Annotated in this window: 25 protein-coding genes; 7 read left to right on the top strand and 18 right to left on the bottom strand. The window is 47.2% G+C overall.

Going from position 1 to position 26,659, the window contains the following annotated elements:
- The 6 genes from LZT22_RS10425 to LZT22_RS10400 all read right to left on the bottom strand — a co-directional run.
- On the bottom strand, positions 1-588 hold a 588-nt coding region (locus LZT22_RS10425), incomplete at its 3' end, for a transposase (protein WP_233925156.1).
- Positions 545-895, bottom strand: a complete 351-nt coding sequence (locus LZT22_RS10420; protein WP_233925144.1) for a hypothetical protein — start codon at positions 893-895, stop codon at positions 545-547. The genes LZT22_RS10425 and LZT22_RS10420, both read right to left, overlap by 44 nt.
- 310 nt (positions 896-1,205) lie before the next feature.
- Positions 1,206-2,192 (bottom strand): site-specific integrase, encoded by a 987-nt coding sequence (locus tag LZT22_RS10415; protein ID WP_233925143.1) that lies wholly within the window; start codon positions 2,190-2,192, stop codon positions 1,206-1,208.
- Between the two features lie 80 nt (positions 2,193-2,272).
- A complete protein-coding gene (locus tag LZT22_RS10410; protein WP_233925142.1) occupies positions 2,273-3,640 on the bottom strand; it encodes an NAD(P)(+) transhydrogenase (Re/Si-specific) subunit beta in 1,368 nt (455 codons plus the stop codon).
- Between the two features lie 11 nt (positions 3,641-3,651).
- A complete protein-coding gene (locus LZT22_RS10405) occupies positions 3,652-3,975 on the bottom strand; it encodes a proton-translocating transhydrogenase family protein (RefSeq protein WP_233925141.1) in 324 nt (107 codons plus the stop codon).
- Positions 3,976-3,993: 18 nt separating this feature from the next.
- On the bottom strand, positions 3,994-5,130 hold the full coding sequence (locus tag LZT22_RS10400; protein ID WP_233925140.1) for a Re/Si-specific NAD(P)(+) transhydrogenase subunit alpha: 1,137 nt from the start codon (positions 5,128-5,130) through the stop codon (positions 3,994-3,996).
- Between the two features lie 166 nt (positions 5,131-5,296).
- Between LZT22_RS10400 and mnmA the strand changes: the two genes are divergently transcribed.
- Positions 5,297-6,436 carry a tRNA 2-thiouridine(34) synthase MnmA gene (gene mnmA, locus LZT22_RS10395; protein ID WP_233925139.1) on the top strand — a complete coding sequence of 380 codons (1,140 nt, stop codon included), beginning with the start codon at positions 5,297-5,299 and terminating at the stop codon, positions 6,434-6,436.
- On the opposite strand, the gene LZT22_RS10390 is transcribed toward mnmA, so the two are convergent.
- Positions 6,414-7,022 carry a glutathione S-transferase N-terminal domain-containing protein gene (locus LZT22_RS10390; RefSeq protein ID WP_233925138.1) on the bottom strand — a complete coding sequence of 203 codons (609 nt, stop codon included), beginning with the start codon at positions 7,020-7,022 and terminating at the stop codon, positions 6,414-6,416. The genes mnmA and LZT22_RS10390 overlap by 23 nt on opposite strands.
- A 167-nt stretch (positions 7,023-7,189) precedes the next feature.
- On the opposite strand from LZT22_RS10390, the gene purB reads away from it, so the two are divergent.
- Both purB and LZT22_RS10380 read left to right on the top strand, forming a co-directional pair.
- Positions 7,190-8,551 carry an adenylosuccinate lyase gene (gene purB / locus LZT22_RS10385; RefSeq protein ID WP_233925155.1) on the top strand — a complete coding sequence of 454 codons (1,362 nt, stop codon included), beginning with the start codon at positions 7,190-7,192 and terminating at the stop codon, positions 8,549-8,551.
- Positions 8,548-9,924, top strand: coding sequence for a 3-deoxy-D-manno-octulosonic acid transferase (locus tag LZT22_RS10380; RefSeq protein WP_370635221.1), 1,377 nt, complete (start codon positions 8,548-8,550; stop codon positions 9,922-9,924). The genes purB and LZT22_RS10380 overlap by 4 nt, the downstream gene beginning before the upstream one ends.
- Here LZT22_RS10380 and secF read toward each other — a convergent pair.
- The 5 genes from secF to queA are packed head-to-tail and all read right to left on the bottom strand — an operon-like array spanning position 9,921 to position 15,390.
- The gene (secF, locus tag LZT22_RS10375; RefSeq protein WP_233925137.1) at positions 9,921-10,892 is read right to left on the bottom strand and encodes a protein translocase subunit SecF; all 972 of its coding nucleotides are present in this window, start codon (positions 10,890-10,892) and stop codon (positions 9,921-9,923) included. The two genes, LZT22_RS10380 and secF, sit on opposite strands and share 4 nt — an antisense overlap.
- A 3-nt stretch (positions 10,893-10,895) precedes the next feature.
- A complete protein-coding gene (secD, locus tag LZT22_RS10370) occupies positions 10,896-12,755 on the bottom strand; it encodes a protein translocase subunit SecD (RefSeq protein ID WP_233925136.1) in 1,860 nt (619 codons plus the stop codon).
- A 13-nt stretch (positions 12,756-12,768) separates the two neighbouring features.
- Positions 12,769-13,095: a preprotein translocase subunit YajC gene (gene yajC / locus LZT22_RS10365; protein ID WP_233925135.1), complete on the bottom strand. Its 327-nt coding sequence runs from the start codon at positions 13,093-13,095 to the stop codon at positions 12,769-12,771.
- Between the two features lie 60 nt (positions 13,096-13,155).
- Entirely contained in the window at positions 13,156-14,310 is a 1,155-nt protein-coding gene (gene tgt / locus LZT22_RS10360) for a tRNA guanosine(34) transglycosylase Tgt (protein WP_233925134.1), read from the bottom strand.
- Between the two features lie 21 nt (positions 14,311-14,331).
- Positions 14,332-15,390, bottom strand: a complete 1,059-nt coding sequence (gene queA / locus LZT22_RS10355; protein WP_233925133.1) for a tRNA preQ1(34) S-adenosylmethionine ribosyltransferase-isomerase QueA — start codon at positions 15,388-15,390, stop codon at positions 14,332-14,334.
- A 30-nt stretch (positions 15,391-15,420) separates the two neighbouring features.
- Here queA and recG point away from each other — a divergent pair, with 30 nt between their 5' ends.
- From recG to ubiA, 3 genes are read left to right on the top strand one after another with little or no spacing between them, the layout of a single operon-like run.
- Positions 15,421-17,508, top strand: coding sequence for an ATP-dependent DNA helicase RecG (recG, locus tag LZT22_RS10350; protein WP_233925132.1), 2,088 nt, complete (start codon positions 15,421-15,423; stop codon positions 17,506-17,508).
- A gap of 10 nt (positions 17,509-17,518) precedes the next feature.
- Positions 17,519-18,445 (top strand): LysR substrate-binding domain-containing protein, encoded by a 927-nt coding sequence (locus LZT22_RS10345; RefSeq protein ID WP_233925131.1) that lies wholly within the window; start codon positions 17,519-17,521, stop codon positions 18,443-18,445.
- Complete coding sequence (gene ubiA / locus LZT22_RS10340) at positions 18,445-19,299, top strand: 4-hydroxybenzoate octaprenyltransferase (protein ID WP_233925153.1); 855 nt, start codon at positions 18,445-18,447, stop codon at positions 19,297-19,299. Before LZT22_RS10345 ends, ubiA begins: the two co-directional genes overlap by 1 nt.
- On the opposite strand, the gene proC is transcribed toward ubiA, so the two are convergent.
- The 5 genes from proC to LZT22_RS10315 are packed head-to-tail and all read right to left on the bottom strand — an operon-like array spanning position 19,288 to position 24,878.
- Positions 19,288-20,145 carry a pyrroline-5-carboxylate reductase gene (gene proC, locus LZT22_RS10335; RefSeq protein WP_233925130.1) on the bottom strand — a complete coding sequence of 286 codons (858 nt, stop codon included), beginning with the start codon at positions 20,143-20,145 and terminating at the stop codon, positions 19,288-19,290. The genes ubiA and proC overlap by 12 nt on opposite strands.
- Positions 20,146-20,163: 18 nt before the next feature.
- Positions 20,164-20,877, bottom strand: coding sequence for a YggS family pyridoxal phosphate-dependent enzyme (locus tag LZT22_RS10330; RefSeq protein WP_233925129.1), 714 nt, complete (start codon positions 20,875-20,877; stop codon positions 20,164-20,166).
- A complete protein-coding gene (glcF, locus tag LZT22_RS10325) occupies positions 20,874-22,199 on the bottom strand; it encodes a glycolate oxidase subunit GlcF (protein WP_233925128.1) in 1,326 nt (441 codons plus the stop codon). Before glcF ends, LZT22_RS10330 begins: the two co-directional genes overlap by 4 nt.
- Before the next feature lie 10 nt (positions 22,200-22,209).
- Positions 22,210-23,382 (bottom strand): glycolate oxidase subunit GlcE, encoded by a 1,173-nt coding sequence (glcE, locus tag LZT22_RS10320; RefSeq protein ID WP_370634760.1) that lies wholly within the window; start codon positions 23,380-23,382, stop codon positions 22,210-22,212.
- Complete coding sequence (locus LZT22_RS10315; RefSeq protein WP_233925127.1) at positions 23,382-24,878, bottom strand: FAD-linked oxidase C-terminal domain-containing protein; 1,497 nt, start codon at positions 24,876-24,878, stop codon at positions 23,382-23,384. Before LZT22_RS10315 ends, glcE begins: the two co-directional genes overlap by 1 nt.
- A gap of 33 nt (positions 24,879-24,911) precedes the next feature.
- Between LZT22_RS10315 and LZT22_RS10310 the strand changes: the two genes are divergently transcribed.
- Positions 24,912-25,478: a cob(I)yrinic acid a,c-diamide adenosyltransferase gene (locus LZT22_RS10310; RefSeq protein WP_233925126.1), complete on the top strand. Its 567-nt coding sequence runs from the start codon at positions 24,912-24,914 to the stop codon at positions 25,476-25,478.
- 46 nt (positions 25,479-25,524) lie between these two features.
- Here the strand turns inward: LZT22_RS10310 and LZT22_RS10305 are convergent, their stop codons facing one another.
- Positions 25,525-26,643, bottom strand: a complete 1,119-nt coding sequence (locus LZT22_RS10305) for a 3-deoxy-7-phosphoheptulonate synthase (protein ID WP_233925125.1) — start codon at positions 26,641-26,643, stop codon at positions 25,525-25,527.
- Between the last annotated feature and the right edge of the window lie 16 nt (positions 26,644-26,659).

Here is a 26,659-nt window from a genome sequence, read left to right as displayed (position 1 = left end):
AATCGCTAGGTAGACCGCTTTGGCTTTAACCACACCCGAGTCTCTGACTTTGACATGGATACAGTCTAGGTAAATGATGGGGTAAAGCGTATCTAAAGGTCTAGCTTGCCACGCTTTAACTTCTTCGACTACAGCCTCAGTGACAGCTGAGATGAGGGTAGGCGAGACCTCAGCTCCATACATCTCCTCTAAGTGGCTTTGGATTTCTCGAACGGTCATGCCCCTAGCGTATAAGGACAAAATCTTCTCATCAAAACCGGCCCAGCGGGTTTGGTGCTTGGGAATGAGTTGGGGCTCAAAACTACCCTGGCGATCTCTGGGGATCTCAATGGGTAGTTGGCCAAACTCACCCGTTAACGTTTTACGACTCTTGCCATTACGAGCATTGCCGGTAGTATTTTGGATGGGCTGATTTTTATCATGGCCCAGATGGGTGTTCATCTCGGCCTCTAAGGCTTTTTCTACTAGTAGCTTGGTTAATTGCTTAAGTAGGCCATTTTCGCCAATGAGGTCTTCTGGCTTTTGATAGTCTGCCAGCAGGCTATCAATGAGTTCTTGGGGTACTGCTCGTTTTGCTGCTTCGGTCATCATCATTACTCCTATGGAGTGGGCTTTTACCCATTATTAGACCGTTTACACAAAATTTAGTACACCCCCCGCCACAACGCTTTCCAGTAGAGCCATCTTTGATGTTGTACCAAGCGGGTATTAAGGTTTCAAAGTAGGGACCCTGAGTAACAATCCTAAAAATAACTTTTAATTTGGGTCCAAAGCTACCGTTAGTCGCTTCGTGAGTAACATACACCGCTTGATATTCGCCAGCAGGAATTAGGTGGGATTGACCCCAATCAATCTCGATCTTACTAACATCTATTTCAGTTTGATTTGTTTTCATCGGGCTTAACTTTCATAAATAATTACGTCCCCAATAAATTGGCGGACAAACAATGAATTCATTTAAGCCCCACTAAGTAAACCAACTGCAATGGCTTACACACTCTTATTTTACTTATTAACCTGTCTGAAAACTACTGTTTCGGTAATTTTTTTGTTGTTGCTGTTTAAACGCTGAGCTAGAAATTTTCAAATAAGATTTACTCCCTGTTTATTTAGACTTTGACCGTTTAAACGCTTTATTGATGTGATGAAATACTATGAAATAAAAAAATAGGTAAAGCGTTTAAACGCCCTATAAGGTTTATTACTTAAGCAATTTTCTGAGCGAGAAGTTCTGCATTGGGATGGTAATACCGTTTGAGCATTGCCAAACTCCTATGCCCTGAGACTGCTGATAGCTCAATCAGATTTGGTAACTTTTCTGCGAGACGAGTTATTGCCATGTGGCGTAGGTCGTGGAAATGGAAATTCCTCAGTTTTGCCTTTGTTCTAGCCCGCTCAATTGCTGCGGATAGGGCAAAGCTGGTTACGGGAAATACTTGCCCCTTCAAATTGCGGGGAAGCGAAGATAGTATTTCAATTGCTGCATGGGATAGCGGAACGGTACGGGATGTGCCATTCTTAGTTAAGGGAATATGGGCAGTACGCCTTTGAATATCTATGCGTTCCCAAAGCAGACCCAATAGTTCGCCTCGCCTCATGGCAGTTTCAAGAGCAAACTTAGTTAGCGGTAACAGCCAAATATTGGCGTTCTTCGCTCGGGGTTTAAGAGCGTCAAATAAGCGGCTTAGTTCGTCTGCGGACAGGATGCGATTGCGACCCTGAGGACTGGGAGGCTTTTTAACAAGCGGTATGGGATTAATCATATTAATACCCCATTCTCTTCTGGCGTGGTTAATGATGGAAGAAAAGTAACTCAATTCCCGAATGACCGTTCCTGCCGAGACGACTTGCAAACGCTCGTCCCGATATTCGGCAACCTTGATGGGCGTTAGAGCTGTCATCTTGAGTTTGCCTATGGCATGCCTAGCCAACGCACGTAGTCGAAAAGTATCTTCCCGCATACTTCTGGTTGTTAGCGTTACTTCTTGGATATATCGTTCAATCACGTCCCTAAAGAGTGACTTATCGGCTAAGACCAGATTGGTATACGAACCTTTATCGATTTCAGTTTCGACTTGCCTAGCCCAGCGTTCAGCATCTTGCTTGCTTAGGAAAGACTTTGCGATGGGTTGTTGACCCTTGCGGGTGATGCGGGCTTGCCACTTACCGTTGCGGTTGCGAATGGATGCCATTTTTCCTCTCCAGTTGGACAGGAATTGGACAAGCCCTTTTAAATCTCCCTTACAGCCTTATATCAACTGGCTTAACAGCCTTACTCCACAGCCTTGACCATATCTTCAACGACCTTCTTGGCATCCCCGAAGACCATCATGGTTTTATCCATGTAGAAGAGCTCGTTGTCGAGGCCTGCGTAGCCTGCCGCCATCGAGCGTTTATTAACAATAATGGTTTTCGCTTTAAACGCTTCCAAAATTGGCATACCAAAAATGGGGCTTCCTGGAGTACGGGCGGCTGGGTTAACCACGTCATTGGCACCCAAAATAAGCACCACATCGGCTTGACCAAAATCGCTATTGATATCTTCCATTTCAAAAACTTGATCGTAAGGTACTTCAGCCTCGGCTAACAACACATTCATATGGCCAGGCATCCGCCCAGCTACAGGATGAATGGCGTATTTAACCGTAACACCATGATGGGTCAGTTTTTCAGTCAACTCTTTCAGTGCGTGTTGAGCACGCGCCACAGCTAGACCGTATCCCGGCACAATGATGACAGTATCAGCATTACTCATTAAAAAGGCTGCATCTTCTGGCGAGCCAGTTTTATAATTTTTAGGGGCACCATCATCATCGCCACTGGCTGATACTTCGGCGCCAAAGCCGCCGAGCAAGACTGCTAAGATTGAGCGGTTCATGGCCTTACACATAATGTAAGACAGAATTGCACCCGATGAACCTACACATGCTCCAGCGATGATGAGCACGGGATTATTTAGCGTAAAGCCAATGCCTGCTGCAGCCCAACCTGAATAACTATTCAGCATGGAAACCACAACTGGCATATCGGCACCACCAATCGGAATGATGAGTGTCACACCCAAGACCAAAGCAATACCGCACATGATTAAGAAAGCGCTATGACTATCAAATAGATAGTAAGCAATACCGCCACCCAGCATTGATAATGCTAAAACTAAATTAAGTAAGTGCTGCCCGCTAAAGGTGACTGGTTTACCGCTCACTTTGCCAGAAAGTTTTCCAAAGGCAACGATCGAGGCAGTAAAGGTAATGGCACCAATAAATGCGCCAATAAATAATTCAATTTTTTGTGCGCCAGTATGTTCTTGGCCCACATGCAAGACAGCAGCAATTGCAATTAAGACCGCCGATAAACCAACAAATGAATGCATGAGTGCCACGAGCTCAGGCATTTTCGTCATTTGTACGCGTTTAGCTGCAAGCGTACCAATGATGGCCCCACCAATAATTGCTGCGCCAATTAACCAAAAGACTGGCTTGAAGTCGGGCAAGAAAAAGGTAGTAATAACGGCCAAAAGCATGCCGATCATGCCGTAGGTATTTCCTTGGCGTGAGGTCGTTGGCGATGAGAGTCCTCGCAGCGCAAGGATGAATAAAATGGAGGAAACGAGGTAAGAGAGGGCGGTGATATTTGACATGAATAGGCTCTTTATTCGCTCTTAGGGGTTTTTTTCTTAAACATCTCGAGCATGCGGCGTGTAACCATAAAGCCACCAAAGATATTAATTGATGCTAAAAAAACGGCTACCGCACCAATCAGGCTGGTGGTAGTAATTTCACTGCCATTGATGACCTCAGTTTGCAAGAGGGCGCCAACAATGATGATCCCTGAAATCGCATTGGTTACCGCCATCAGTGGTGTGTGCAATGCAGGTGTTACATTCCAGACGACGTGATAGCCAACAAAAATGGCTAACACAAAAACAGTAATGTTTTGCACAGTGAGAAGGCTTTGGAAAGCAGCTAAATCCATGACGAATTCCTTGGAAAATTAATTGGTACGAATAACTTGGCCATCACGACACATGAGACAGGCGGCGACGATATCGTCATCGGCAGCAGCCGGAATGACTAATTGCGCTTCAGGGGTGACGATTAGTTTCATAAAATCGAGCACGTTGCGCGCATACAGCGCAGAAGCATCGGCAGCGACCATGCTGGGTAAATTAGTGTAGCCAATAATTTTGACACCATGATTGATGACAATTTGGTCAGCTCGAGTTAATGGACAATTGCCTGAACCATTTTCACCGCGGCCTGCAGCTAGATCAATCACAATTGAGCCAGGCTTCATATTGGCCACGGTATCACTGTGCAAAAGCACAGGCGGCTTACGTCCTGGAATTAAGGCGGTAGTAATCACAATATCGGCCTGCTGGGCGCGTTCAGCAACTTGTACTGCCTGACGTTTCATCCACGATTCCGGCATCGGCCGCGCGTAACCGCCAACACCCTTAGCAATTTCACGCTCTTCATCCGTTTCAAAAGGGACATCGACAAACTTGGCGCCAAGTGATTCGATTTGTTCTTTGGCGGCAGGGCGAACATCGGAGGCTTCAATTACTGCGCCTAAACGTTTAGCGGTGGCTATAGCTTGTAGCCCTGCAACCCCAGCACCGAGTATCAAAATACGCGCCGCTTTCACTGTGCCAGCAGCGGTCATCAGCATCGGCATAAAGCGTTGATATTCATTTGCTGCTACGAGAACAGCTTTATAGCCAGCAATATTGGCCTGGGAAGACAACACATCCATGCTTTGAGCGCGAGTAGTGCGTGGCGCCGCTTCGAGTGCAAAGGCGGTAATACCTTGCGCTGCCATGGCAGAAATGCCAGCATTATCAAAGGGATCAAGCATGCCAATTAAAACCGAGCCTGACTTTAATTGCTTTAACTCATCCTCTTGGGGTGCTCGTACTTTAAGCACAATTTCGGCGCCAAAGGCATCGGCAGCACTGCCAATCGAGGCACCAACTGCTTCATAAGCAGAGTCGGGTTGGCTTGCGCCAATACCAGCACCACTTTGGATGACAACTTGATGTCCTTGAGCAGTCAATTTTTTGACGGTTTCTGGGGTAGCGGCAACCCGAGTTTCTCCAGGTCTTGTTTCCAGCGGCACTCCAATGCGCATGGCTTGTCTCCAAAAGCGAATTTTTAAAAATCTATTTTAAGGTAGATGCTAATTGCAGGTATCCCGACAATTTTCTGATCCCATAATGAAGATATCGAGGGGAAAAGGGCGGGGTTTTACAATGAGCTCTTAAAAACTTAATCCGAATTTTCGCATTTTTTTGATGATGCCTGCCAATTTCCCCTTAAATACCACCCTTAGCCGGCCGAAAACCCACCAAAAAGTGGTGGTGGGGATGTCCGGTGGGGTTGATTCTGCAGTGGCTGCATGGCTTCTCAAGCAGCAGGGGTATGAGGTCGTCGGCCTGTTTATGAAAAACTGGGAAGACGATGACGATGACGAATATTGCTCAAGTCGGCAAGATTGGTTGGATGTGGTGTCGGTAGCCGACCTGATTGGAATCGATGTTGAGGCAGTCAATTTTGCGGCTGAGTATCGTGAGCGGGTGTTTGCCGATTTTCTGCGCGAATATGCTGCTGGTCGTACCCCTAACCCCGATGTGCTGTGTAACGCTGAAATTAAATTTAAGGCTTTTTTAGACCATGCGCTGAGCCTTGGCGCTGACTTCATTGCGACTGGACATTACGCCCGCGTCCAAACTAACAATGGGCAAGTTCAGTTACTAAAGGCGCTTGATGCCAGCAAAGACCAAAGTTATTTTTTGCATCGCTTAAGCCAAGCGCAATTAAGTCAGGTTTTATTTCCCTTGGGTGAGCTGCAGAAATCAGCAGTGCGTAAGATTGCTGCTGACATTGGTTTGCCTAATGCTACTAAAAAAGATTCAACGGGAATTTGTTTTATTGGTGAACGTCCTTTTCGCGAGTTTTTAAATCGATACTTGCCACGTACACCCGGTTTAATTTGCTCAACTGACGGCAAAGTCTTAGGCGAGCACATGGGCTTAGCATTTTTTACTTTAGGCCAGCGGAAGGGTATTGGCGTTGGCGGTAGTCAAGATGGTACTGGTGATGCTTGGTACGTAGCTCGAAAAGAGATGACCAGTAACACCTTATTTGTGGCCCAAGGCCATGATCACCCGTGGCTTTTAAGTCAAGACTTAGAAGCGATGGAGGCCAGTTGGGTGGCGGGTACTGCGCCAATGGAGGAAACTGCCTATGCGGCAAAAACCCGTTACCGTCAAACTGATTCACCATGTAGCTTATTAGTAAGTGCAAATAGTGCAAACACATTTGATTTGCACTTCACTGAAAATCAATGGGCCATTACCCCAGGACAATCAGCCGTGCTTTACGCAGGTGAAGTCTGTTTAGGCGGGGGAATTATTACGGCGGCGAGGTCTCAATAAACGATTGGCGTTGCGCCAATTTAGCGTACAGACGCGCGAGATTGGGATATTGGGTTTGCCAATGCAATTGTGGAAAACGAAACTGTAAATAGCCTAAGGCGCAGCCAACCGCAATATCAGCCAAACTAAATTGATTGCCACAGCACCAGTTGGCATCACCTAAACCGGCAGACATACTTTGCAAAGCGGTTTGAATTTTACCCATTTGTCGGTCAATCCACGCTGCACTTTGTTCGGGAGCGGGTCGCCAAGTGGCTTCTAAACGAGCCAAAATGCCCGCATCCAAAATACCATCGGCCAACGCTTCCCATGTTTTTACTGCCGCGCGTTCTCGCCCAGCAGTGGGAATTAATTTACTCACGGGGCTTAAAGTGTCAACATATTCAACGATCACGCGTGAGTCGAACATGGCGCCGCCATCTTCCATAATGAGGCAAGGTACTTTTCCCAGGGGGTTCACTTCGCTAATGGTCGTTTTGGCGTCCCAGACATTTTCAAGCACGTGTGCGGCTTCAATTTTCTTTTCAGCAAGGACGATGCGTACTTTACGCGCATAGGGGCTAGTGAGGGATCCGATAATTTTCATAGGGGGCAAGTATACCGATGCGGAAGAAGTGAAGTCAATCGTTAAGCTAGAATTATTGAGCCATTTGTGCAAACGCATTAAAATCAAGCTCTATTGACATCCTTTAAAAGGGCCTTATGGTGAGCCAGTCAAAATCACGTCTTTCCCCAGCAGCTGCAGACGCTTCGATGCTAACCGCACTCTCACCGCTTGATGGTCGTTATGCTGGCAAGGTAGACGCCCTGCGACCTTGGTTATCTGAATCTGCCTTTATGCGCCAACGGGTTTTTGTTGAGATTCAATGGCTCTTAGCGCTAACTACCGCAGGCTTACCCGATGTACCCAGTATTAGTAAAGCCGACAGTGATTTTTTATTGGCACTAGCCGAAGACTTTACTACCGAAGATGCAGCGCGAATTAAAGAAATTGAGGCGGTAACCAACCATGACGTAAAAGCAGTTGAATACTGGCTTAAAGAAAAAGTTGCTGGGCGCGCTGAATTGTTAAAAACCAGTGAATTTATTCACTTTGCTTGTACTTCAGAGGATATTAACAATACCGCTCATGGCCTCATGTTGCGCGGCGCTCGTGATGAAGTACTCTTACCGCAGTTGCGTTTAATTCAGCAAAATCTAGCTGCTCTCGCTCTTGCACATACTAAGGTTGCAATGTTATCGCGTACCCATGGGCAGCCTGCATCGCCTACTACCTTGGGGAAAGAATTGGCTAACATTGCCCAGCGTTTAGGGCGGGCAATTACTGTCATTATGGCAGTGCCTTTATTTGGCAAAATGAATGGCGCAGTTGGAAATTACAACGCACACCTAGCTGCTTACCCCGAATTTGATTGGCAGCAATTAAGTCGGCAGGTGGTTGAAAAGCGTTTGGGATTAGTTTTTAACGCATACACCACGCAAATAGAACCACACGATGGCATGGCAGAATTATTCGATGCGATAGCGCGCGCGAATACGATATTGCTAGATATGGATCGGGATTTTTGGGCCTATATTTCTCTGGGATATTTTAAGCAGCGTACCAAAGCGGGTGAAATTGGTTCTTCGACGATGCCCCATAAAGTGAACCCCATCGATTTTGAAAATTCCGAAGGTAACTTAGGAATTGCGAATGCTTTATTGCGACATTTAGCAGAAAAGTTACCGATCTCTCGTTGGCAGCGAGACTTAACTGATTCCACCGTATTACGGAATTTAGGCCCCGCGTTTGGGCATAGTGTGTTGGCTTACGATAGCGCCTTACGCGGACTCGCTAAATTGGAAGTGAATTTAGCGGCGATCGCTGCTGACTTAAATTCTTGTTGGGAGGTCTTAGCTGAACCCGTGCAAACGGTGATGCGGCGTTACGGTATTGAAAATCCGTATGAACAACTCAAAGAGCTCACCCGAGGTAAGGGTATTACGCAAGCCGATTTACAAACCTTTATTCAAGGCCTAGCAATTCCTGCTGAGGCCAAGGCCCGCTTGCTAGCGATGACACCCGCATCTTATTTGGGTCTTGCAGTTGCCTTAACTGAACATTTGGGCAAGTGATCGCTAGTCAGCAGCCTACGGGCGAAAAAACCTCAGCTCTAGTCCAGCGCCCATTTTTTTTATTTTTACTGTATCAGTTGGGCTGGCATTTACTCTTGCCCTTAGTCGGTTTGCGACTTTGGTGGCGTGGTAGAAAAGATCATGGCTATTGGCAGCATCTACCTGAGCGACTTGGTTTTACAGGTTTGTCGTCTCGGTTTCATCACGCTATTTGGATTCATGCGGTATCCGTTGGCGAGACGCGCGCTGCTGAACCTTTAATTTTGGCTTATTTAGCCCGTGGTGAAAAAATCTTACTTACCTGCATGACCCCCAATGGTCGCCGCACAGGTCAAGCGCTATATGCTTCAGCAATTGCAACTGGCCAACTAAGACAGTGCTATCTGCCCTATGACATTTGCTGGGCAGTTGAGCATTTTATAAAGCAAGTACAACCCAAGTTTGGCTTATTTATCGAAACCGAGGCTTGGCCTACTTATGTTTTTCGCTGCGCTGAAATGGGTCTACCCTTATTTTTAATTAATGCGCGACTATCAGATCGGAGCGCCCGACGCATAAAATATTTTGGTCGCGCTGGCGAGGAGCTCTTTCAAGCATTTACGGGAATTTTGGCACAAACTGAATTAGATGCAGAGCGCTACCGTGCACTAGGTGTAAAAAATTGCGCAGTTTTTGGCAATCTCAAATTTGATGTTCTCATGAAACCCGAGTTACTCGAGTTGGGCGCAGGCTGGCAGGCCAATTTACGCACATCAGGGCGCCTGGTCGTCTGTGCAGCAAGCACCCGCATAGGCGAGGAACAACTCATTCTTACGGCTTGGCAGCAGGTATTAAAAACTGCCCGCATTCAACCCCAACCATTGCTGTTTATTGTGCCCCGCCACCCCGAGCGTTTTGATGAAGTAGCAAAGACAATTTTAGCAAGTGGCTTTCGCTTGCGTCGGCGTAGTGAGGCGACTGAGCGCTCAATATTATTTGACCAGACGGATGTTTTTTTAGGGGATTCTATGGGCGAGATGGCAGCCTATTACCGCGCAGCAGATTTGGTCGTAATGGGGGGTAGCCTCCTCTCCTTTGGAGGCCAAAACCTGATCGAAGCTTGCGCAGTTGATTGCCCCGTGATTGTGGGTGAGCATACTTTTAACTTTCAACAGGCGACGCTGGATGCGATTAACATTGGAGCTGCGGTACGCATTACTCCGGCGCAGCTAAGTAGCACTCTTGTTGAGCTACTGTTGAGTACAGAGCAACGTCTGGCAATGGCGTTTGCTGCTAAAAATTATGCTAATTTACATCAGGGAGCGACCAAGAAAATATTACATGCTATTGATGAGCAATTAAGGCGAAAGCCGATAAATTCTGCAGCAACTTAAACCTTAGCGCCATAGTTTGGATCATCTTTACTCATCTCTTCAGGCTTGCGCTCACCCTTCACTAAATCCTCGCGCTTAACGCCCAGCCACATGGCCAGTGCCGCCGCGACAAACACGGAAGAATAGATACCGAACAAAATGCCAATGGTGAGTGCGAGGGCAAAATAGAATAGGCTAGGACCACCCAATAGCAACATTGCTAAAACCATCATCTGCGTGCTGCCGTGGGTAATGATGGTACGGCTAATGGTGCTGGTAATGGCGTTATCAATAATTTCACGGGTATTCATTTTGCGATATTTGCGAAAGTTTTCACGGATACGGTCAAAGATCACCACCGATTCATTGACTGAATAACCCAATACAGCCAAAACTGCAGCTAATACTGAAAGCGAAAATTCCCATTGGAAAAAAGCAAAGAAGCCCAAAATGATGATGATGTCATGCAAGTTGGCAATGATGCCAGCAACTGCAAATTTCCATTCAAAGCGAAAGGATAAATAAATCATAATGCCAATCACCACAAAAATTAATGCTTTCAAGCCATCGAGCGCAAGCTCACGACCCACTTGTGGTCCGACGTATTCAACCCGTTGTAATTTAGCGCCAGTGGTATTGCTTTGCAATGCTTCCATGACGGCATTACTTTGAATGGCAGAGGAGACGACCTTACCAGTAGCATCTTTCTGTAAGGGGAGGCGAATTAAGACATCACGTGAACTTCCAAAATTTTGAATTTGGGTATCGGTGTAACCTAATTTAAAAATATCATTACGGATGGTATCGATAGGCGCAGTTTGGGGGTAGCTAATTTCCATTACGGTGCCACCTGTAAATTCCACAGAGAGATGCAAGCCTCTTTGCCAGAGGAAAAAAACCGCAGCCAAAAACATCAACAAGGAAACAATATTGAGCGCCAAAGCGTGGCGCATAAATGGAATATCTTTACGGATGCGAAAAAATTCCATGACCTATTTCTCCTGGGGACGCCAAACTTGGCCAATCGCCAATTTTTGCAATTTCTTTTCTCGGCCGTACCAGAGATTGACTAAACCCCGCGAGAAGAAAACGGCAGAAAACATCGAAGTCAGAATGCCTAAGCAATGCACAATTGCAAAACCTTTGATAGGCCCAGAGCCAAACGCCAACAGTGCTAGACCAGCAATTAAAGTAGTCACGTTCGAATCAAGAATGGTCCCCCAGGCTTTATTAAAGCCGGTTGCAATGGCAGTGCTAGGGGGGGTACCCTGGCGCAATTCTTCGCGAATCCGTTCGTTAATTAGGACGTTCGAGTCAATTGCCATACCAAGCGCTAAGGCCATGGCAGCAATGCCTGGCAAGGTTAATGTGGCTTGTAGCATGGAGAGCACAGCTATGAGTAAAAATAAATTGACCCCAAGAGCGATAACTGAGAAGAGGCCAAAAAGGAGGTAGTAAGCCATCATGAAAATGGCAATCGCCGCAAACCCAACTAGGAGTGATTGAAAACCCTTTTCAATATTTTCTGCGCCTAGGCTTGGACCAATAGTGCGTTCTTCGATAATTTCCATTGGTGCAGCCAGTGAACCTGCCCGTAATAGCAGGGCCAAATCATTCGCGCTCTCGGTAGTTGATTGACCGGTAATTTGAAATTTTGAACCAAATTCGCTTTGAATGGTGGCAATCGTGAGTACCTCACCTTTGCCCTTTTCAAATAAAATCATCCCCATTGGTTTGCCAATATTGTCGCGCGTAACTTCTTGCATCACTCGCCCACCAGCGGCATCTAGCGAGATATTCACCGCTGGGCGCTGATTCTGATCAAATCCTGCGCTGGCATCCGTAATACTCTCACCGCTAAAAATAACGGATTTTTTAAATACCCCTAAACGATTTTCGCCAAAACGAAACACATCCATACCTGCTGGCGCGGTTTGGCCAACTGAAATAATCGAAACACTGGGGTCGGCGAGACGTGATTCAAGGGTTGCAGTGCGGCCAATAATATCTTTCGCGCGCGCGGTATCTTGCACGCCCGGTAGTTGCACCACAATTCGATCAGCACCCTGTTGTTGAATGACGGGCTCTTTTACAGCTAATTCATTAACCCGTTTATTGAGGGTAACAATATTTTGTTTAACCGCGTTGTCTTGTACCGCATTCAGCGCGGCGGGTTTAAAGCGACCCGTTAACTTGAAATCGCTAGAGGTTTTCTCTAGTTGCCAATCAAGCTCGCTTTGGCTTGCATTTAAAGCGGTTCGGGCCGACTCCGCTTCAGCCTCGCTGGCAAAATGAATGGCAATGCTATCAGCGTTACGATCGAGGCCTTGCTGACGAATATTTTTGTCCCGCAATTGGCTACGAATATCATTGGCTAAGGCGACTATTTTTTTCTGCACAGCACCTTGCATATCGACTTGCAGTAAAAAATAAACGCCACCCCTTAAATCAAGCCCTAGTGGCATCGGTAAAGCATTCAGCGCATTTAGCCAATGGGGCGTATTTGAAAGTAAATTGAGCGCCACTGTAAAGCTGGGGTCATTCGCATCGGGATTCAGTTTCTGCTGGATTAAATCACGCGCTTGTAATTGAATATCGGTATTGGCAAAACGCACTTTCACCGAGCCAACATTACCAGTGCGCTCAAAAAATAAGCCCGTACTAGCTAAATTACCGCTGGCTAAAATTTTCTCAACCCGCGCTTGGGTTTCGAGATCAACCTTCAGCGTTGGCTTAGCTGCTGAGATTTGTACTGCTGGAGCCTCGCCAAAAAAATTGGGTAATGAGTAGAGCGCGCCAATACATAGCACTACAACAATGACGAGGTATTTCCAGAGTGGGTAACGATTCATCAGGCTTGGTAAATCAAACGGATTTCAAAGTGCCTTTAGGCAAAACGGTAGTCACAGCACCTTTTTGCATTTGGACTTCATTGCCAGCGTTCAATTCTACGGTGATGTATTGATCTTTTACAGCAGTAACTTTGCCTAAGAGGCCGCCCGCCGTGACAACTTCATCGCCAACCGCTAGTGCTTCTAACATGGCCCGAGTTTCTTTCTGGCGCTTCATTTGGGGACGAATCATCACAAAATAAAGCACCGCAAACATCAGGATCAGGGGCAAAAAGCTCATTAAGCCGCCGCCTTCAGTGCCAAAACCCGGTATTTGCGCATACGCGTTGCTGATAAACATAATAAAACCTCCATTTGGATTGAATAGCCGCAATTCTAAACTGTGCGGGGTTCTAGCCCATTAATCTTGGCCAGGCTCAACCCCTCGCTGGCGTTGACTGCGGAAATCGTCACGATAAGCGCTAAAGCGATCTTGCGCTAGGGCGGAGCGAATTTCCCCCATCAATTGTAGGTAATAAGCCAGGTTATGGATGGTGTTGAGCTGGGCACCGAGAATTTCATTCGCTTTTTGGAGGTGATTTAAGTATGAACGGCTAAAGTTTTGGCAGGTATAGCACCCGCAGCTAGGGTCGACGGGACGTTCATCATCTTTATATCCCGAGTTACGCAATTTGAGATCACCAAAGCGGGTAAACAGCCAACCATTGCGCGCATTACGTGTTGGCATTACACAATCAAACATGTCAATCCCCAGAGTTACGCCAAGCATTAAGTCTTCAGGAGTGCCTACACCCATGAGGTAGTGCGGTAGTTTTTTTGGTAATTGGGGTGCGGTATGGGCCAGAATACGTTCAAACTCCGGCTTTGGTTCGCCAACTGAAAGACCGCCAATGGCAATACCGTCAAAACCCTGCTCGCTGACGCTGGCGAGCGAGAGATCACGTAAGGCTTCAAACATACCGCCTTGCACAATACCAAAAAGACCATTGCCAGTATTCAAAGCACGAAATCGCGTGAGCGAACGCTCGCCCCAGCGCAAGGAAAGTTCTAGTGAGTCACGTACCGTTTTCTCGGGAGTGGCTTTGCCTTGACATTCATAAGGAGTGCATTCATCAAACTGCATGGCAATATCACTATTGAGCACGGCTTGAATCTCCATTGATACTTCGGGCGACATAAATAATTTGTCACCGTTAATGGGTGAAGAAAAAGTCACGCCCGCTTCCGATATTTTTCTTAGTGCTCCGAGGCTAAATACTTGAAAGCCACCCGAATCAGTCAAAATAGGTTTATTCCAACCCATGAAGCGGTGCAGGCCGCCATGGCGTGCAATGACCTCAAGCCCAGGACGTAGCCACAGATGAAAAGTATTACCGAGCACAATTTGGGCCTTAACCTCGGTTAAGTCTCGTGGGGTCATGGCCTTGACCGTGCCATAGGTACCTACTGGCATAAAAATTGGCGTTTCCACAATGCCATGCGGCAGATCAAGGCGGCCTAAGCGCGCGTGGCTTTGTGAATCTTGGGCTAAGACAGAAAATTGCATGGGCGGCATGAGTGTTATGAGAGGCCAGTTCTACAGCGGTGGGTGGGCTTGACGGTGCAGCAGCATAGCATCACCATAACTGAAAAAACGGTAGCGCTGGGCAATGGCGTGTTGGTACGCTGCTTGAATCGGGTTCAGACCTGCAAATGCACTTACTAACATGAGCAGGGTGGATTTGGGTAAATGAAAATTCGTGATCAGAGTATCAACTAGTGCAAAGTTAAATCCGGGCGTAATGAAGAGTTTAGTTTCTCCACTAATGGCCCCATTTAAGGCATACGTTTCTAAGGCACGCAAAGTTGTTGTACCTACTGCGATAACTCGTTTTCCCTGCGCATGGGTATGCTTGATTTGGGTAATGATTTCAGGTGAAATGGAATAATATTCTGCATGCATCACATGTTGCGCTAAATTTTCCTGCCTTACTGGTGAAAATGTGCCCGCACCCACATGGAGCGTGAGCGTATTAATTTGCACTCCTTTTTCTCGGCATCGTTTGAGTAGAGTTTCATCAAAATGCAAACCCGCCGTAGGGGCCGCGACGGCGCCTGGATTTTTTGCCACCACAGTTTGATAACGCTCAACATCGATTTTATCAGGGCGATGCGTGATGTAAGGAGGTAAAGGTGGCTCGCCAAATTGCGGTAATAAATGAAAAACATTTGCGGGAAATTGAATTTCATAAAAGGGTGCAGCGTGCGCGCTCACGACTACCTCAATGGTTTGAGATGCTGGCCCATCTAGTAGTGGGTGCAAAATTAAGCGTGAGTTAACGGGGGGATTTTTTGAAGCCCGAATTTGAACTAATGCGGTATTTTCACCGGTGATGCGCTCGATTAGAAGTTCAATTTTGCCCCCACTAGACTTGTGGCCATAAATACGTGCTGGAATCACGCGGGTGTCATTCAGGATGAGGAGGTCTCCTGGTTCGATCAGCGCAATTAAATCGCGGAATTGGCGATCCAGGAGGCGAGTTTGCCCATCAGGCGCAGTAATTACCTCAAGCAACCGGCTATCTGACCGTTCCGCAAGCGGAAATTGGGCAATTAGTTCGGGTGGTAGGTCGTAATTGAAATCAGCAAGGTGCATAGCGTTACCATCGGAGATTGGATTCTAACCATGACTAAGCTTACCCTGCCACCTAATCTGATAAAAATGGGCCTTGATAGCCCAATTGCACTGGTATTGCACCTGCCAGCGCGGTATGAAGACGAGACAGAGCTGTGGTCTATTGCCGAGGCGCTAGAGCAGGGCCGTTTTAGCTCGGTACAGACTCAGGGAACGGTGGTTGCATGCCAAGTCGTTTATCGTCCTCGGCGGCAGCTGCTCGTAACCATTGAGGACGAGACTGGTCGATTGCATCTACGCTGGCTTAATTTTTATCCTAGCCAACAAAAGCAAATGGCAGTCGGCGCTCATGTGCGCGTCCGGGGTGAAATTCGCGATGGGCATTTAGGGTCTGAAATGGTTCATCCCACTGTAAAAGTAGTCGCAGCGGATGCACCTTTGCCTAAAAGCTTAACCCCCGTCTATCCGGCGGCCGCAGGTGTAAGTCAAACGGTCATTCGCAAAGCGGTAGCGCAAGCCTTAACTCATCCCACCATGCACACCTTCTTGGCTGATTTATTACCAGCTAAATTCATGGCAGAGTTATTACCAGGTAACGATTGGTACGCATTGATGCAGGCCATTCATTATTTGCATCAACCGCCTGCCGATGCTGATACACAAGCCTTATTAGAGCGCACTCATCCCGCTTGGCGACGAGTTCAGTTTGAAGAATTACTGGCGCAACAAATTTCTTTAAAACGTGCGCATGCCTTACGTCGGCAGCGCCGTGCCCCACAATTGCTAGCAGAGCCTAAGCCGTCAGGGAAGAAAACAAAAGATCAATCACTTGAGCAACAGTTGCTCGCAGTTTTACCGTTCAAGCTCACCCAAGCCCAGCAGCGCGTTTGGGCTGAAATTCAAACCGATTTAGCGCAACCCTTTCCAATGAATCGCTTATTGCAAGGTGATGTGGGTAGTGGCAAAACTATTGTTGCTGCCTTAGCTGCAGCGCGCGCCATCGATCAGGGTTTTCAGGCCACGGTCATGGCACCGACAGAAATTTTGGCAGAGCAACATTATTTAAAAATGCGCGAATGGTTTGAACCATTAGGGATTGAAATTACTTGGTTAGCGGGTAGCTTAAAAGCTAAAGAAAAAAAAATAGCTCAAGCTAAAATTGACAGTGGGGCAGCCCAATTAATTGTTGGGACCCACGCCTTAATTCAAGATGCGGTGCATTTTGCCAACTTGGGGTTAGCAGTGATTGATGAACAACACCGTTTTGGTGTGCGTCAGCGGCTTGAAATTCAACAGCGAGTAGGTGCCGAGACTGTTTATTGTCATCAATTGATGATGTCTGCGACACCGATTCCCCGCACCTTAGCGATGACCTACTATGCCGATTTAGATGTTTCGGTCATCGATGAATTACCCCCTGGAAGAAAGCCTATTACTACTAAGTTGATTAAATCGAGTCGTCGCTCCGAGGTCATCACTGGCTTACAGGACTGGTTACAAAAAGGGCAGCAGGCGTATTGGGTGTGCCCTTTAATCGAAGAGTCAGAGGTGCTGCAACTGCAAACTGCGGAAGAAAGTTATACCCAATTAACCCATGCTTTACCGCAATTTAAAATTGGCCTGGTACATGGTCGCCTCAAGAGCGCGGAGAAGGCGGCGGTGATGGCCGCTTTTAAGGATAATCAAATTCAGTTATTAGTTGCCACGACGGTGATTGAAGTCGGTGTAGATGTACCTAATGCCGCGCTGATGGTGATTGAACATGCAGAGCGGTTCGGCTATGCCCAAATTCATCAATTACGGGGGCGAGTCGGGCGAGGCTCGGCAGATTCAGTGTGTTTATTAATGTACGCTGAGCCGCTTTCGCTGGCAGCTAAGGAGCGCTTACAAACACTGCGCGAAGTGGCTGATGGCTTTGTGATTGCGGAACGTGACTTGTCGCTTCGTGGACCTGGAGAACTGTTGGGCGCCAAGCAATCGGGTGATGGCATGTTACGCTTTGTTGATTTGCAGCGTGATGCTTGGCTGGTAGAGTTAGCTCAACTTGCGGCAATGCGTATTTTGCAGGAACATCCCGAGCTAGTTGACCAACAATTACAGCGCTGGCTTGGGGCCCGCGCGGAATTTTTAAAAGCTTGATAATTGCTCTATGACCCTTACTGAACTCCGCTATATCGTTGCCGTAGCCCGCGAACGGCACTTTGGACGTGCTGCCGAAGCATGCCATGTTTCTCAACCTACTCTTTCGGTGGCAATTAAAAAATTAGAAGAAGAATTAAGTTCACAAATTTTTGAACGCACTAGCGCGGAAGTTGCTTTAACTGCAAATGGGGCGCTCATTGTGCAACAAGCACAACGGGTCTTGGAGGAGGCGAAGGCCTTGAAGCATCTTGCGAAGCATGGCCAAGATCCTTTAGCGGGCCCAGTTCGCTTGGGCGCGATTTATACCATTGGACCTTATTTGTTGCCGAGTTTAGTGCGCGTAGCGCGGGAAACTTTGCCCCACGCACCTTTATTCTTAGAAGAAAACTTTACGGTGCGATTGTTGGAAATGCTGCGTCAAGGTAATTTAGATTGTGCAGTCTTAGCTGACCCTTTTCCCAGTGTAGGGTTAGATAGTATTGATTTGTACGACGAACCTTTTTTAGTGGCGATTCCCAAAGGCCATTCTTGGGAGCAGTTAGCAGAGATCGGTCATGAAGAATTGAAAGAACAAAATACCTTACTCTTGGGGGCGGGGCATTGTTTTCGCGATCATGTGCTCGGCGTTTGTCCCGAGTTGAATCGCTTTGGCGGAAATTCAATGGATGGCGAGCAGCGCAATTTTGAAGGCTCGTCGCTCGAGACAATTCGGCAAATGGTTGCGGGGGGTATTGGTATAACCGTCTTACCACGCACTTCCGTAACTGATCCTAAAACCCAAGAAGGCCTCATTCGTTATTTACCTTTTGCCGCACCTATTCCCACTAGGCGAGTAAGCTTGGTGTGGCGCAAAAGCTATCCGCGCGTCGCGCTCATGAAAATTTTGGCGCAGACTATTCAAGCTTGTGAGTTACCTGGAGTGAGGGCAATCTAATTTTGTCCCGCTTAAAAGCCTATATACAACTGATACGCTTAGATAAGCCAGTTGGTATTTTGTTGCTTTTATGGCCCACTTTGTGGGCACTCTTTTTGGCTAGCGGCGGTTGGCCAAAGTGGGATTTATTATTGATTTTTGTTCTCGGTACCGGACTAATGCGCAGCGCAGGTTGCGCCATGAATGATTTTGCTGATCGTGATTTTGATCGGCATGTCGAGCGCACCCGTGAGCGCCCTTTAACTAGTGGAAAAATTGGCGCGGCCGAAACCCTATTTCTGGCGGCTGGATTAGCCGTCGCAGCGTTTATATTAATTCAACCCCTCAATACGCTAACTAAATTACTCTCGGTGTTGGCTTTATTAGTGGCAATTATCTATCCCTTTACTAAACGTTTTTTTGCGATTCCACAGGCTGTACTGGGAATTGCTTTTGGTTTTGGGATTCCGATGGCCTATGCGGCTGTACAAAACCAAGTGCCCATTGAGGCCTGGATTTTATTAGTGGGAAATGTTTTTTGGGCTATTGCCTATGACACTGCTTATGCAATGGTAGATCGTGAGGATGATCTTCGTTTAGGCTTACGCACTTCGGCCATTACCTTTGGCCGGTTTGAAGTAAAGGCCATCGGCTTTAGTTATGCAGTCTTGCTAATAGCCCAGCTTTGGGTTGCGCACTTAGCGCAGTTAAGTGCCTATTTTTATCTTGGCTGGCTAGCTGCTTTAGCTTGCGCGATTTATGAGTTGCGTTTAGTTTCCAGCCGCGAAAGACAGCATTGTTTTGCAGCCTTTCGGCACAATAATTGGCTTGGTGCTTGTTTATTTTTAGGCATTGTTGCTGGTTTATTGGCTTAATTCATCACCCAATTCTTTGCCTCTTTTAGCGGCCGCCTCTAGCGCCTTTTCTAAAATAGTTTGCCATTGTTGATTTTCTAACACTGCAAGTGCTGCTGCCGTAGTGCCGCCTTTAGATGTCACCTTATTGCGCAGAGTGGCAGCTGAATCGCTCGACTGTTGTGCTAATGCAGTTGCGCCAGATAAAGTGGCATAAGCCAATTGACGGGCAATTGCACTGCTTAAACCGAGCTTTTCTCCGCCAGCCTGCAGGGCTTCGAGAAAAGCGAAGACATAGGCCGGACCACTGCCGGATAGAGCTGTTACCGCATCCATTAGGCCTTCGTCGCTCAGCCAAAGGCTTTGACCAACCGCATTACAAATGAGTTCAACCCTTTCCCGCCCCTTCGTATTGACTGCACTCGTAGCAAATAGCGCAGTGATACCTTGGCCAATTAAGGCCGGTGTATTAGGCATCGCCCGAATACATAAGGGATGCACTAACCATTTTGACATATCAGCTAAACGAATACCCGCAGCAATACTAAGGACCAAAGCAGCACTGTGCTTTTTTAAGATAGGCTGTAAGCTAAAGGCGGCCGTTTTGAAATCCTGAGGTTTAACTGCTAATACCAGAATATGATCTGCATTAGTTTCGAGTAAAACATCTGCGGCGCTCTCGAGTGTGGTCAGCTGAAAATCTGCGTGGAGTTTTTCACGCGTTGGTGCATACGCATCAACCACTTGAATTTGCTGGGCTAGAAAACCATGTTGGAGTAGGCCACTAATAAGTGCGCGTCCCATATTACCGCCACCAATAAAAGTGATACGCATATTAGGGTGCAATGGTTTAGCAGAATTTGTCATTAAGCTTTAATTCTAGCGCTAATTGCGCTGGCCAAAAATGGCAGTGCCAATGCGCACTAGGGTGCTGCCCTCAGTGATGGCGGCCTCTAAATCATCTGACATGCCCATGGAGAGAGTATCGAAATGGGCATAAGCAAGATTACCAAGGCGCGCGGTCGCTAACTCGGTAAAACATTGCCGTAATTGGGCGCAAGCTCTCGCCTGTATCACTGGATTTGCGCTAGGAGCAGGAATTGTCATGAGGCCCCGAAGGCAAATGGCTGGCAGTTGAGCTACTAAGTCACAGAGTTCAGCAACTTCCTGGGGCGCTACACCGCCTTTAGTAGTTTCGCCGCTAAGATTAACTTGTACACAGACCTGTAGAGGTTGCAATTGGGGCTCATTCAGTCTTTGCGCTGAAAGTCGCTGCGCTATCTTGGGACGATCAATACTATGTACCCAGTCAAACAAGTTTGCTACTTCTTTGGTTTTATTACTCTGTAGAGGGCCAATAAAATGCCATTCTAAATTTTGTCTCAGGTCGGCAAGTGCAATAATTTTTTCGCTCGCTTCTTGCGCATAATTTTCGCCAAAAGCGTGTTGCCCAGCAGCAAAAGCCTCACGGATAAGGGCCACAGGTACAGTTTTACTGACAGCTAGTAAGTTGATATTGCTTGGTAAGCGACCTGCTGCTGCAGCAGCTTCGCTGATGCGCTGATGGATAATTTCAAGCCGCTGCGCAATCGAGCTCATTGACGGGAAGAATTTTTTGCCTGAATCAGTTGGTCTACAATTTCAACCCAATGCACCACAGGATTTGATTCTTGTTGTAAATGCGTAATGCAACCGACGTTGGCGGAAACAATGACTTTTGCCCCGCTTTCTGCGCAAGCCGTATTGAGATTGACTAATTTTTGCTGACGTAATTGTGCTGATAACTCGGGCTGCAAAATTGAATAGGTGCCTGCCGAACCGCAACACAGATGGCTATCTGCGCATAAAGCAACTTGCACACCCAGACTAGATAATAAGCGTTCGATATTGAGGCGAATTTGCTGACCATGCTGAAGCGTGCAAGGCGGGTGGTACACAACCCCAGGCTTTTTATCGCTACCTATTAAGCCTTCTAATTGCGGAGCAAAAGCCGGCAAAACTTCAGAGAGATCTTTGCATAATTTAGAAATAGTTTTGGCTTTGTCGGCATACTGCGGATCGCCGCGTAACAAGTGACCATAGTCGCTAACCATGGCGCCACACCCAGATGCGGTCATCACAATGGCTTCGATAGGTTTGCCATTGAGGCTGGGTTCCAGGCCCATTACATAGGGCCACCAAGCATCAATATTGCGACGCGCATCTGCTAAGCCACCTTCTTGATGATTCAGGTGATGGCGCAACGCTCCGCAACATCCAGCTTTGGTAGCGCTAACTAAGTTAATACCAACGGCATCGAGTACGCGGGCAGTTGCGGAATTAATATTAGGCAACATGGCTGGTTGCACACAGCCCTCTAAGACGAGCATAGTGCGCGCATGACGAAGTGGCTGAGTGATGGGACGAGCATGAGGATCAATTTGTTGAGATATACCAAACTGATCAAGTGGACTTTTGAGGGCAGGAATTTTTCTTTTAAGCTCTAAGGGCATCAGTGGACGAAAGATTCGCCCTAAATTGATTGCTGAATTAAAGAGCCAGGGACGCGTCAATACCTCGCGTAATAACCAGCGCGTCACTCGCTCTTTGAAAGGCCGCGGCGGGGTTTCAGTTTCTGCCCATTGGCGACCGATATCCAATAAATTACCGTATTGAACTCCACTTGGGCAGGTCGTTTCGCAACTCAGACAAGTAAGACATCGATCTAAATGCAAACGGGTTTTTTCGGTTGGTGCACTACCCTCAGCCATCTGTTTAATGAGATAAATTCGCCCACGAGGACTATCTAATTCATCACCAAGTAGTTGATAGGTTGGACAAGTGGCACCACAAAATCCACAATGAACGCATTGGGCCAAAAGTTTGGCGGCTTCAATACCTGCAGTTGTACTTGCTAAATGAGGAGCTAGTTCGGTATGCATTTGGCTGGCCTTAAGCCATGCGACCAGTGGCAAAAATGCCCGCTGGATCGAAGGCTTGGCGTAAGTGCTGTTGAACTGTTGCTAGCCCAACAGTTAGTGGGTTTTCGCTTAATAGTGTAAAGCGTTGCGAATTTACGGTAGAGGCGTTACTGACCTTAAATTGGCTTGCATGTCCACCCTGTGTCAAAGCTAATTTTTTAAGTACTGCGAAACAAGCTGGATCACTCGGGCCTTGCCACCAACGTTCTTGACCATGCCATTCGAGGACTAACGAATTCAATTTACTTTCTGGAAACTGTAAAGGAGGACAAGCAGCAGGTAAGGCTAAGCGATAGAGTACTTGCTCTGGATCTGCTATGTTGAAACACGGTAAATCTTGTTCACGCAAGTCTTGCCAAAATTGCGTCGCAACAGCTGGGGGAACTTCGCTGGCACCAATGGCAGAGGTGATCATTGCGCTGGCAGAACTTACTGCGGCATGGGCTCCCGCTAAACGAATGCTTAACTCACCCTCATGTTGCACATTACTCGCACCAATCCAGGCGCTCGCTGAAAGCGGTAGAGGCTGTCCAGCCCACTCATTCAGTCGCTTAAGTGCTTGTGCTTGCGAAATCATAGCGCGCAATGTAAGGCTTGCAGCCGGCTTGGGCAATACCTTTACCGAGGCTTCGAGTAATAAAGCCAAGGTACCAAGAGAGCCAGGCAGTAAACGGGAAATGTCATAGCCGGCAACATTCTTCATCACTTTACCGCCAAAGCTAAGGTCTTCACCGCGCCCATCCATTAAGCGTACGCCAAGTACATAATCTCTTAAATTTCCAGCGCTAATTCGAGCGGGCCCTGCCAAACCAGCGGCAATTGCACCGCCAAAGGTGGCCTTGTCACCAAAGTGCGGTGGTTCAAAAGCCAAGACCTGATTACGCTCTGCTAAAGCCAGTTCAATTTCTTGCAAAGGAGTACCAGCGCAAGCAGTAATCACTAATTCTTCAGGCTGATAATCCAGAATTCCCTGATAAGTGGTGGTACTCAACTTGGGGTAGTTATTCGGATTACCGTACCAATTTTTGGTCGCGCCTCCCTCAATAGAAAGAGGCGTTTGATTTTTTTTGGCAGCAAGAATTTGCTCGCGAAATGCGTTGACACTATTTTGCATAAGGCTGCTATCTGCAACTGCAGCTGACATTAAAAGCGCTCCAACTCTGGGTGGGGTAGAATTCCGCCGCTAATACGCATGCGTCCATATTCAGCACAACGATTTAGTGTCGGGATGCCTTTATCGGGGTTTAATAATAGGTCGGGATCAAAGGCGGCTTTAACCCCCCAAAACATCTCGCGCTCAGCTTCGCCAAATTGCACGCACATTGAATTAATTTTTTCGATGCCAACACCATGTTCGCCAGTGATGGTTCCACCTAGTTCAACGCAAGCTTCTAGGATATCAGTACCAAATTCTTCAGCGCGATGCCATTCCTCAATATCAGCGCCATTAAACAAAATCAGCGGGTGCATATTGCCATCGCCTGCATGAAAAACATTTAAGCAACCTAAGCGATATTTCACTTCCATTGCTTTGATGCGGCGTAATAGGGTAGCAATATGGCGACGGGGAATAGTGCCATCCATGCAGTAATAGTCGGCAGCGATTCGGCCAGCAGCTGGGAAGGCATTTTTTCTGCCACTCCAAAAGCGCAGCCGTTCAGTTTCATTTTCTGAAACCTGAATGCGGCTTGCTCCAGCACTTTCTAAGACTGCAACCATGCGGGCAATTTCTTCGCCGACTTCTTCAGGCGTACCGTCAGATTCGCACAGCAAAATAGCTTCAGCATTAAGGTCGTATCCGGCATGAACAAATTCTTCAACCGCACGCGTAGTGGCTTTGTCCATCATCTCTAAACCAGCAGGAATAATGCCTGCGGCGATAATAGCGGCTACGGCATTACCACCTTTTTCAATATCGGCAAAGCTAGCCATAATGACTCTGGCAAGCTGCGGTTTGGGTACGAGTTTTACAGTGACCTCAGTCACGATTCCCAGCATCCCTTCGCTACCAATCAAGATCGCTAATAAATCAAGACCAGGTACGTCCGGTGCTAAGCCACCAAATTCAACCACCTCGCCATTCATTAAAACCACTCGTATGCGTAAAACGTTTTGTAGTGTCAGACCATATTTTAGGCAATGGACACCACCCGAATTTTCACTAACATTACCGCCAATTGAGCAAGCAATTTGCGAAGACGGATCGGGAGCGTAATATAAGTTGAGATGAGCCACGGCCTCGGAAATTGCTAAATTACGCACGCCAGGTTGAACAGTAGCAGTTCGAGAGAAAGGGTCAATTGCCAATATTTTTTTTAACTTACTCAGAGAAAGTACTAAACCTTGGGCAATTGGCATGGCCCCACCAGAGAGTCCGGTACCAGAACCCCGCGGCACAATTGGCACCTGCAATTGATGACAGACCTTGAGAATGGCAATGACTTGAGCTTCAGTTTGAGGTAAAGCCACCGCTAAAGGCATTCGGCGATAGGCTGCCAAGCCATCACACTCATAGGGAATAGTATCTTCGGGGAGCCACAGGAGTTGATCTTCAGCGAGGATTGGCTTGAGCGCGGCCACTAGCTCTGCTTGGCGCACGGTAATGGCAAGTTCTTCAGCAAGTGGATTAATTGCGTTCATCGGACTATTTTAGCCATTTACTTATAATCAGGTATGGGTAATCGACTTTCAAAAATAGCTACTCGCACAGGCGACGCAGGGACCACCGGATTAGGCGATGGTAGTAGGGTCGATAAAGACCACAATCGAATTTGTGCAATGGGTGATGTCGATGAGTTGAACTCAGAAATTGGGGTCCTGATGACTGAGACATTGCCCCCCGCGATTGCCACTGAAATGCTCGCTTTATTTTTACGGATCCAGCATGATTTATTCGATTTGGGAGGTGAATTATGTATACCCAATTACACCTTATTAAAGGCTGAGCAGGTTGAGCAACTCGACATTTGGTTAAAACAGTACAACGCTAGCTTACCGCCACTAACCGAATTTATTTTGCCTGGAGGAACGCGCGCAGCTGCACAAGCCCACGTTTGTCGAACAGTTTGTCGGCGAGCAGAGCGTTCAATTGTGAAGCTAGGATGGGATGAGCCGATTCACGATGCACCACGTCAATATGTTAATCGACTCTCCGATTTATTATTTGTCTTGGCACGCGTACTAAATCGCGCTGCTGGCGGCACAGATATTTTGTGGAAAAATCAAAACACGCCAAGCTAATCTTGGCCGCAATTGCGACCAGCACTAATTTACGCACTACCCGTTTTTAGCGCCGCCGTTTTTTAACTGCTTGGGCTAAACGTTCAAGTACTTGCACCGAGCTATCCCAATCAATACAGGCATCAGTAATGCTTTTACCGTATTCGAGTTGGCTCGGATCATCTTTGCCAGGAGTAAATTTCTGTGCGCCACCCAATAAATGGCTTTCAATCATTACCCCAAAAATTTTGCGCGAACCGGCTTCAATTTGCTGGGCAATATTTTCTGCCACCACAACTTGCCGCTCGTGTTGCTTACTTGAATTAGCATGCGATAAGTCAATCATTAGGCTCGTCGGTAACTTTGCATCAGCAAGTTCAGCACAAGCCGCAGCAACATATTGAGCTTCATAGTTAGGCTCTTTACCTCCGCGTAAAATCACATGACAGTCTTTGTTGCCGTTGGTTTGCACAACCGCGACTTGACCATTTTTATGCACTGAGAGAAAGTGGTGCGGACGTCGAGCTGCTTGAATGGCATCAGTCGCAATTTTGATATTGCCATCTGTACCATTTTTAAAGCCAATAGGAGCAGATAAGCCTGAAGCCAATTCGCGGTGCACTTGGCTTTCGGTAGTGCGCGCGCCAATTGCACCCCAAGAAATCAAATCAGCAATGTACTGGGGTGAAATCACATCTAAAAACTCACTCCCAGCAGGCATACCCAAGCGGTTTATTTCCATCAATACTTGGCGCGCAATGCGCAGGCCCTCTTCAATGCGAAAGCTTTCATCCAGATAAGGGTCGTTAATTAAGCCCTTCCAACCAACGGTCGTGCGAGGTTTTTCAAAATAGACCCGCATCACAATTTCTAGTTCGCCAGCAAAACGCGCCCGCTCTTTAAGTAAGCGATGGCAGTATTCAAGCGCAGCCCTTGGATCATGAATTGAGCAGGGGCCAATAACGACCAGCAGCCGATCATCTTTACCATGAATGCAATTGCGAATATTGAGGCGTGTCTCGCTAATGAGTTTTTCGATGGGTGTGCCATCAATGGGAAAAAAACGAATTAAATGTTCTGGAGGGGGCAGAACAGTAATATCGGCAATGCGTTGATCATCGGTTGCCGAGGTTTTATCAACGCTGGTATACCAATTTTCTTGGGGGGTTAAGTTTCTTGAGCTCATGGGGTTATTTTAAGCT

This window comes from Polynucleobacter sp. IMCC 29146 (genome assembly GCF_021395195.1).
Taxonomy (GTDB): domain Bacteria; phylum Pseudomonadota; class Gammaproteobacteria; order Burkholderiales; family Burkholderiaceae; genus Polynucleobacter.
Note: the sequence above shows the minus strand (reverse complement) of the source record. Positions and strands in the feature narration are given on the sequence as shown.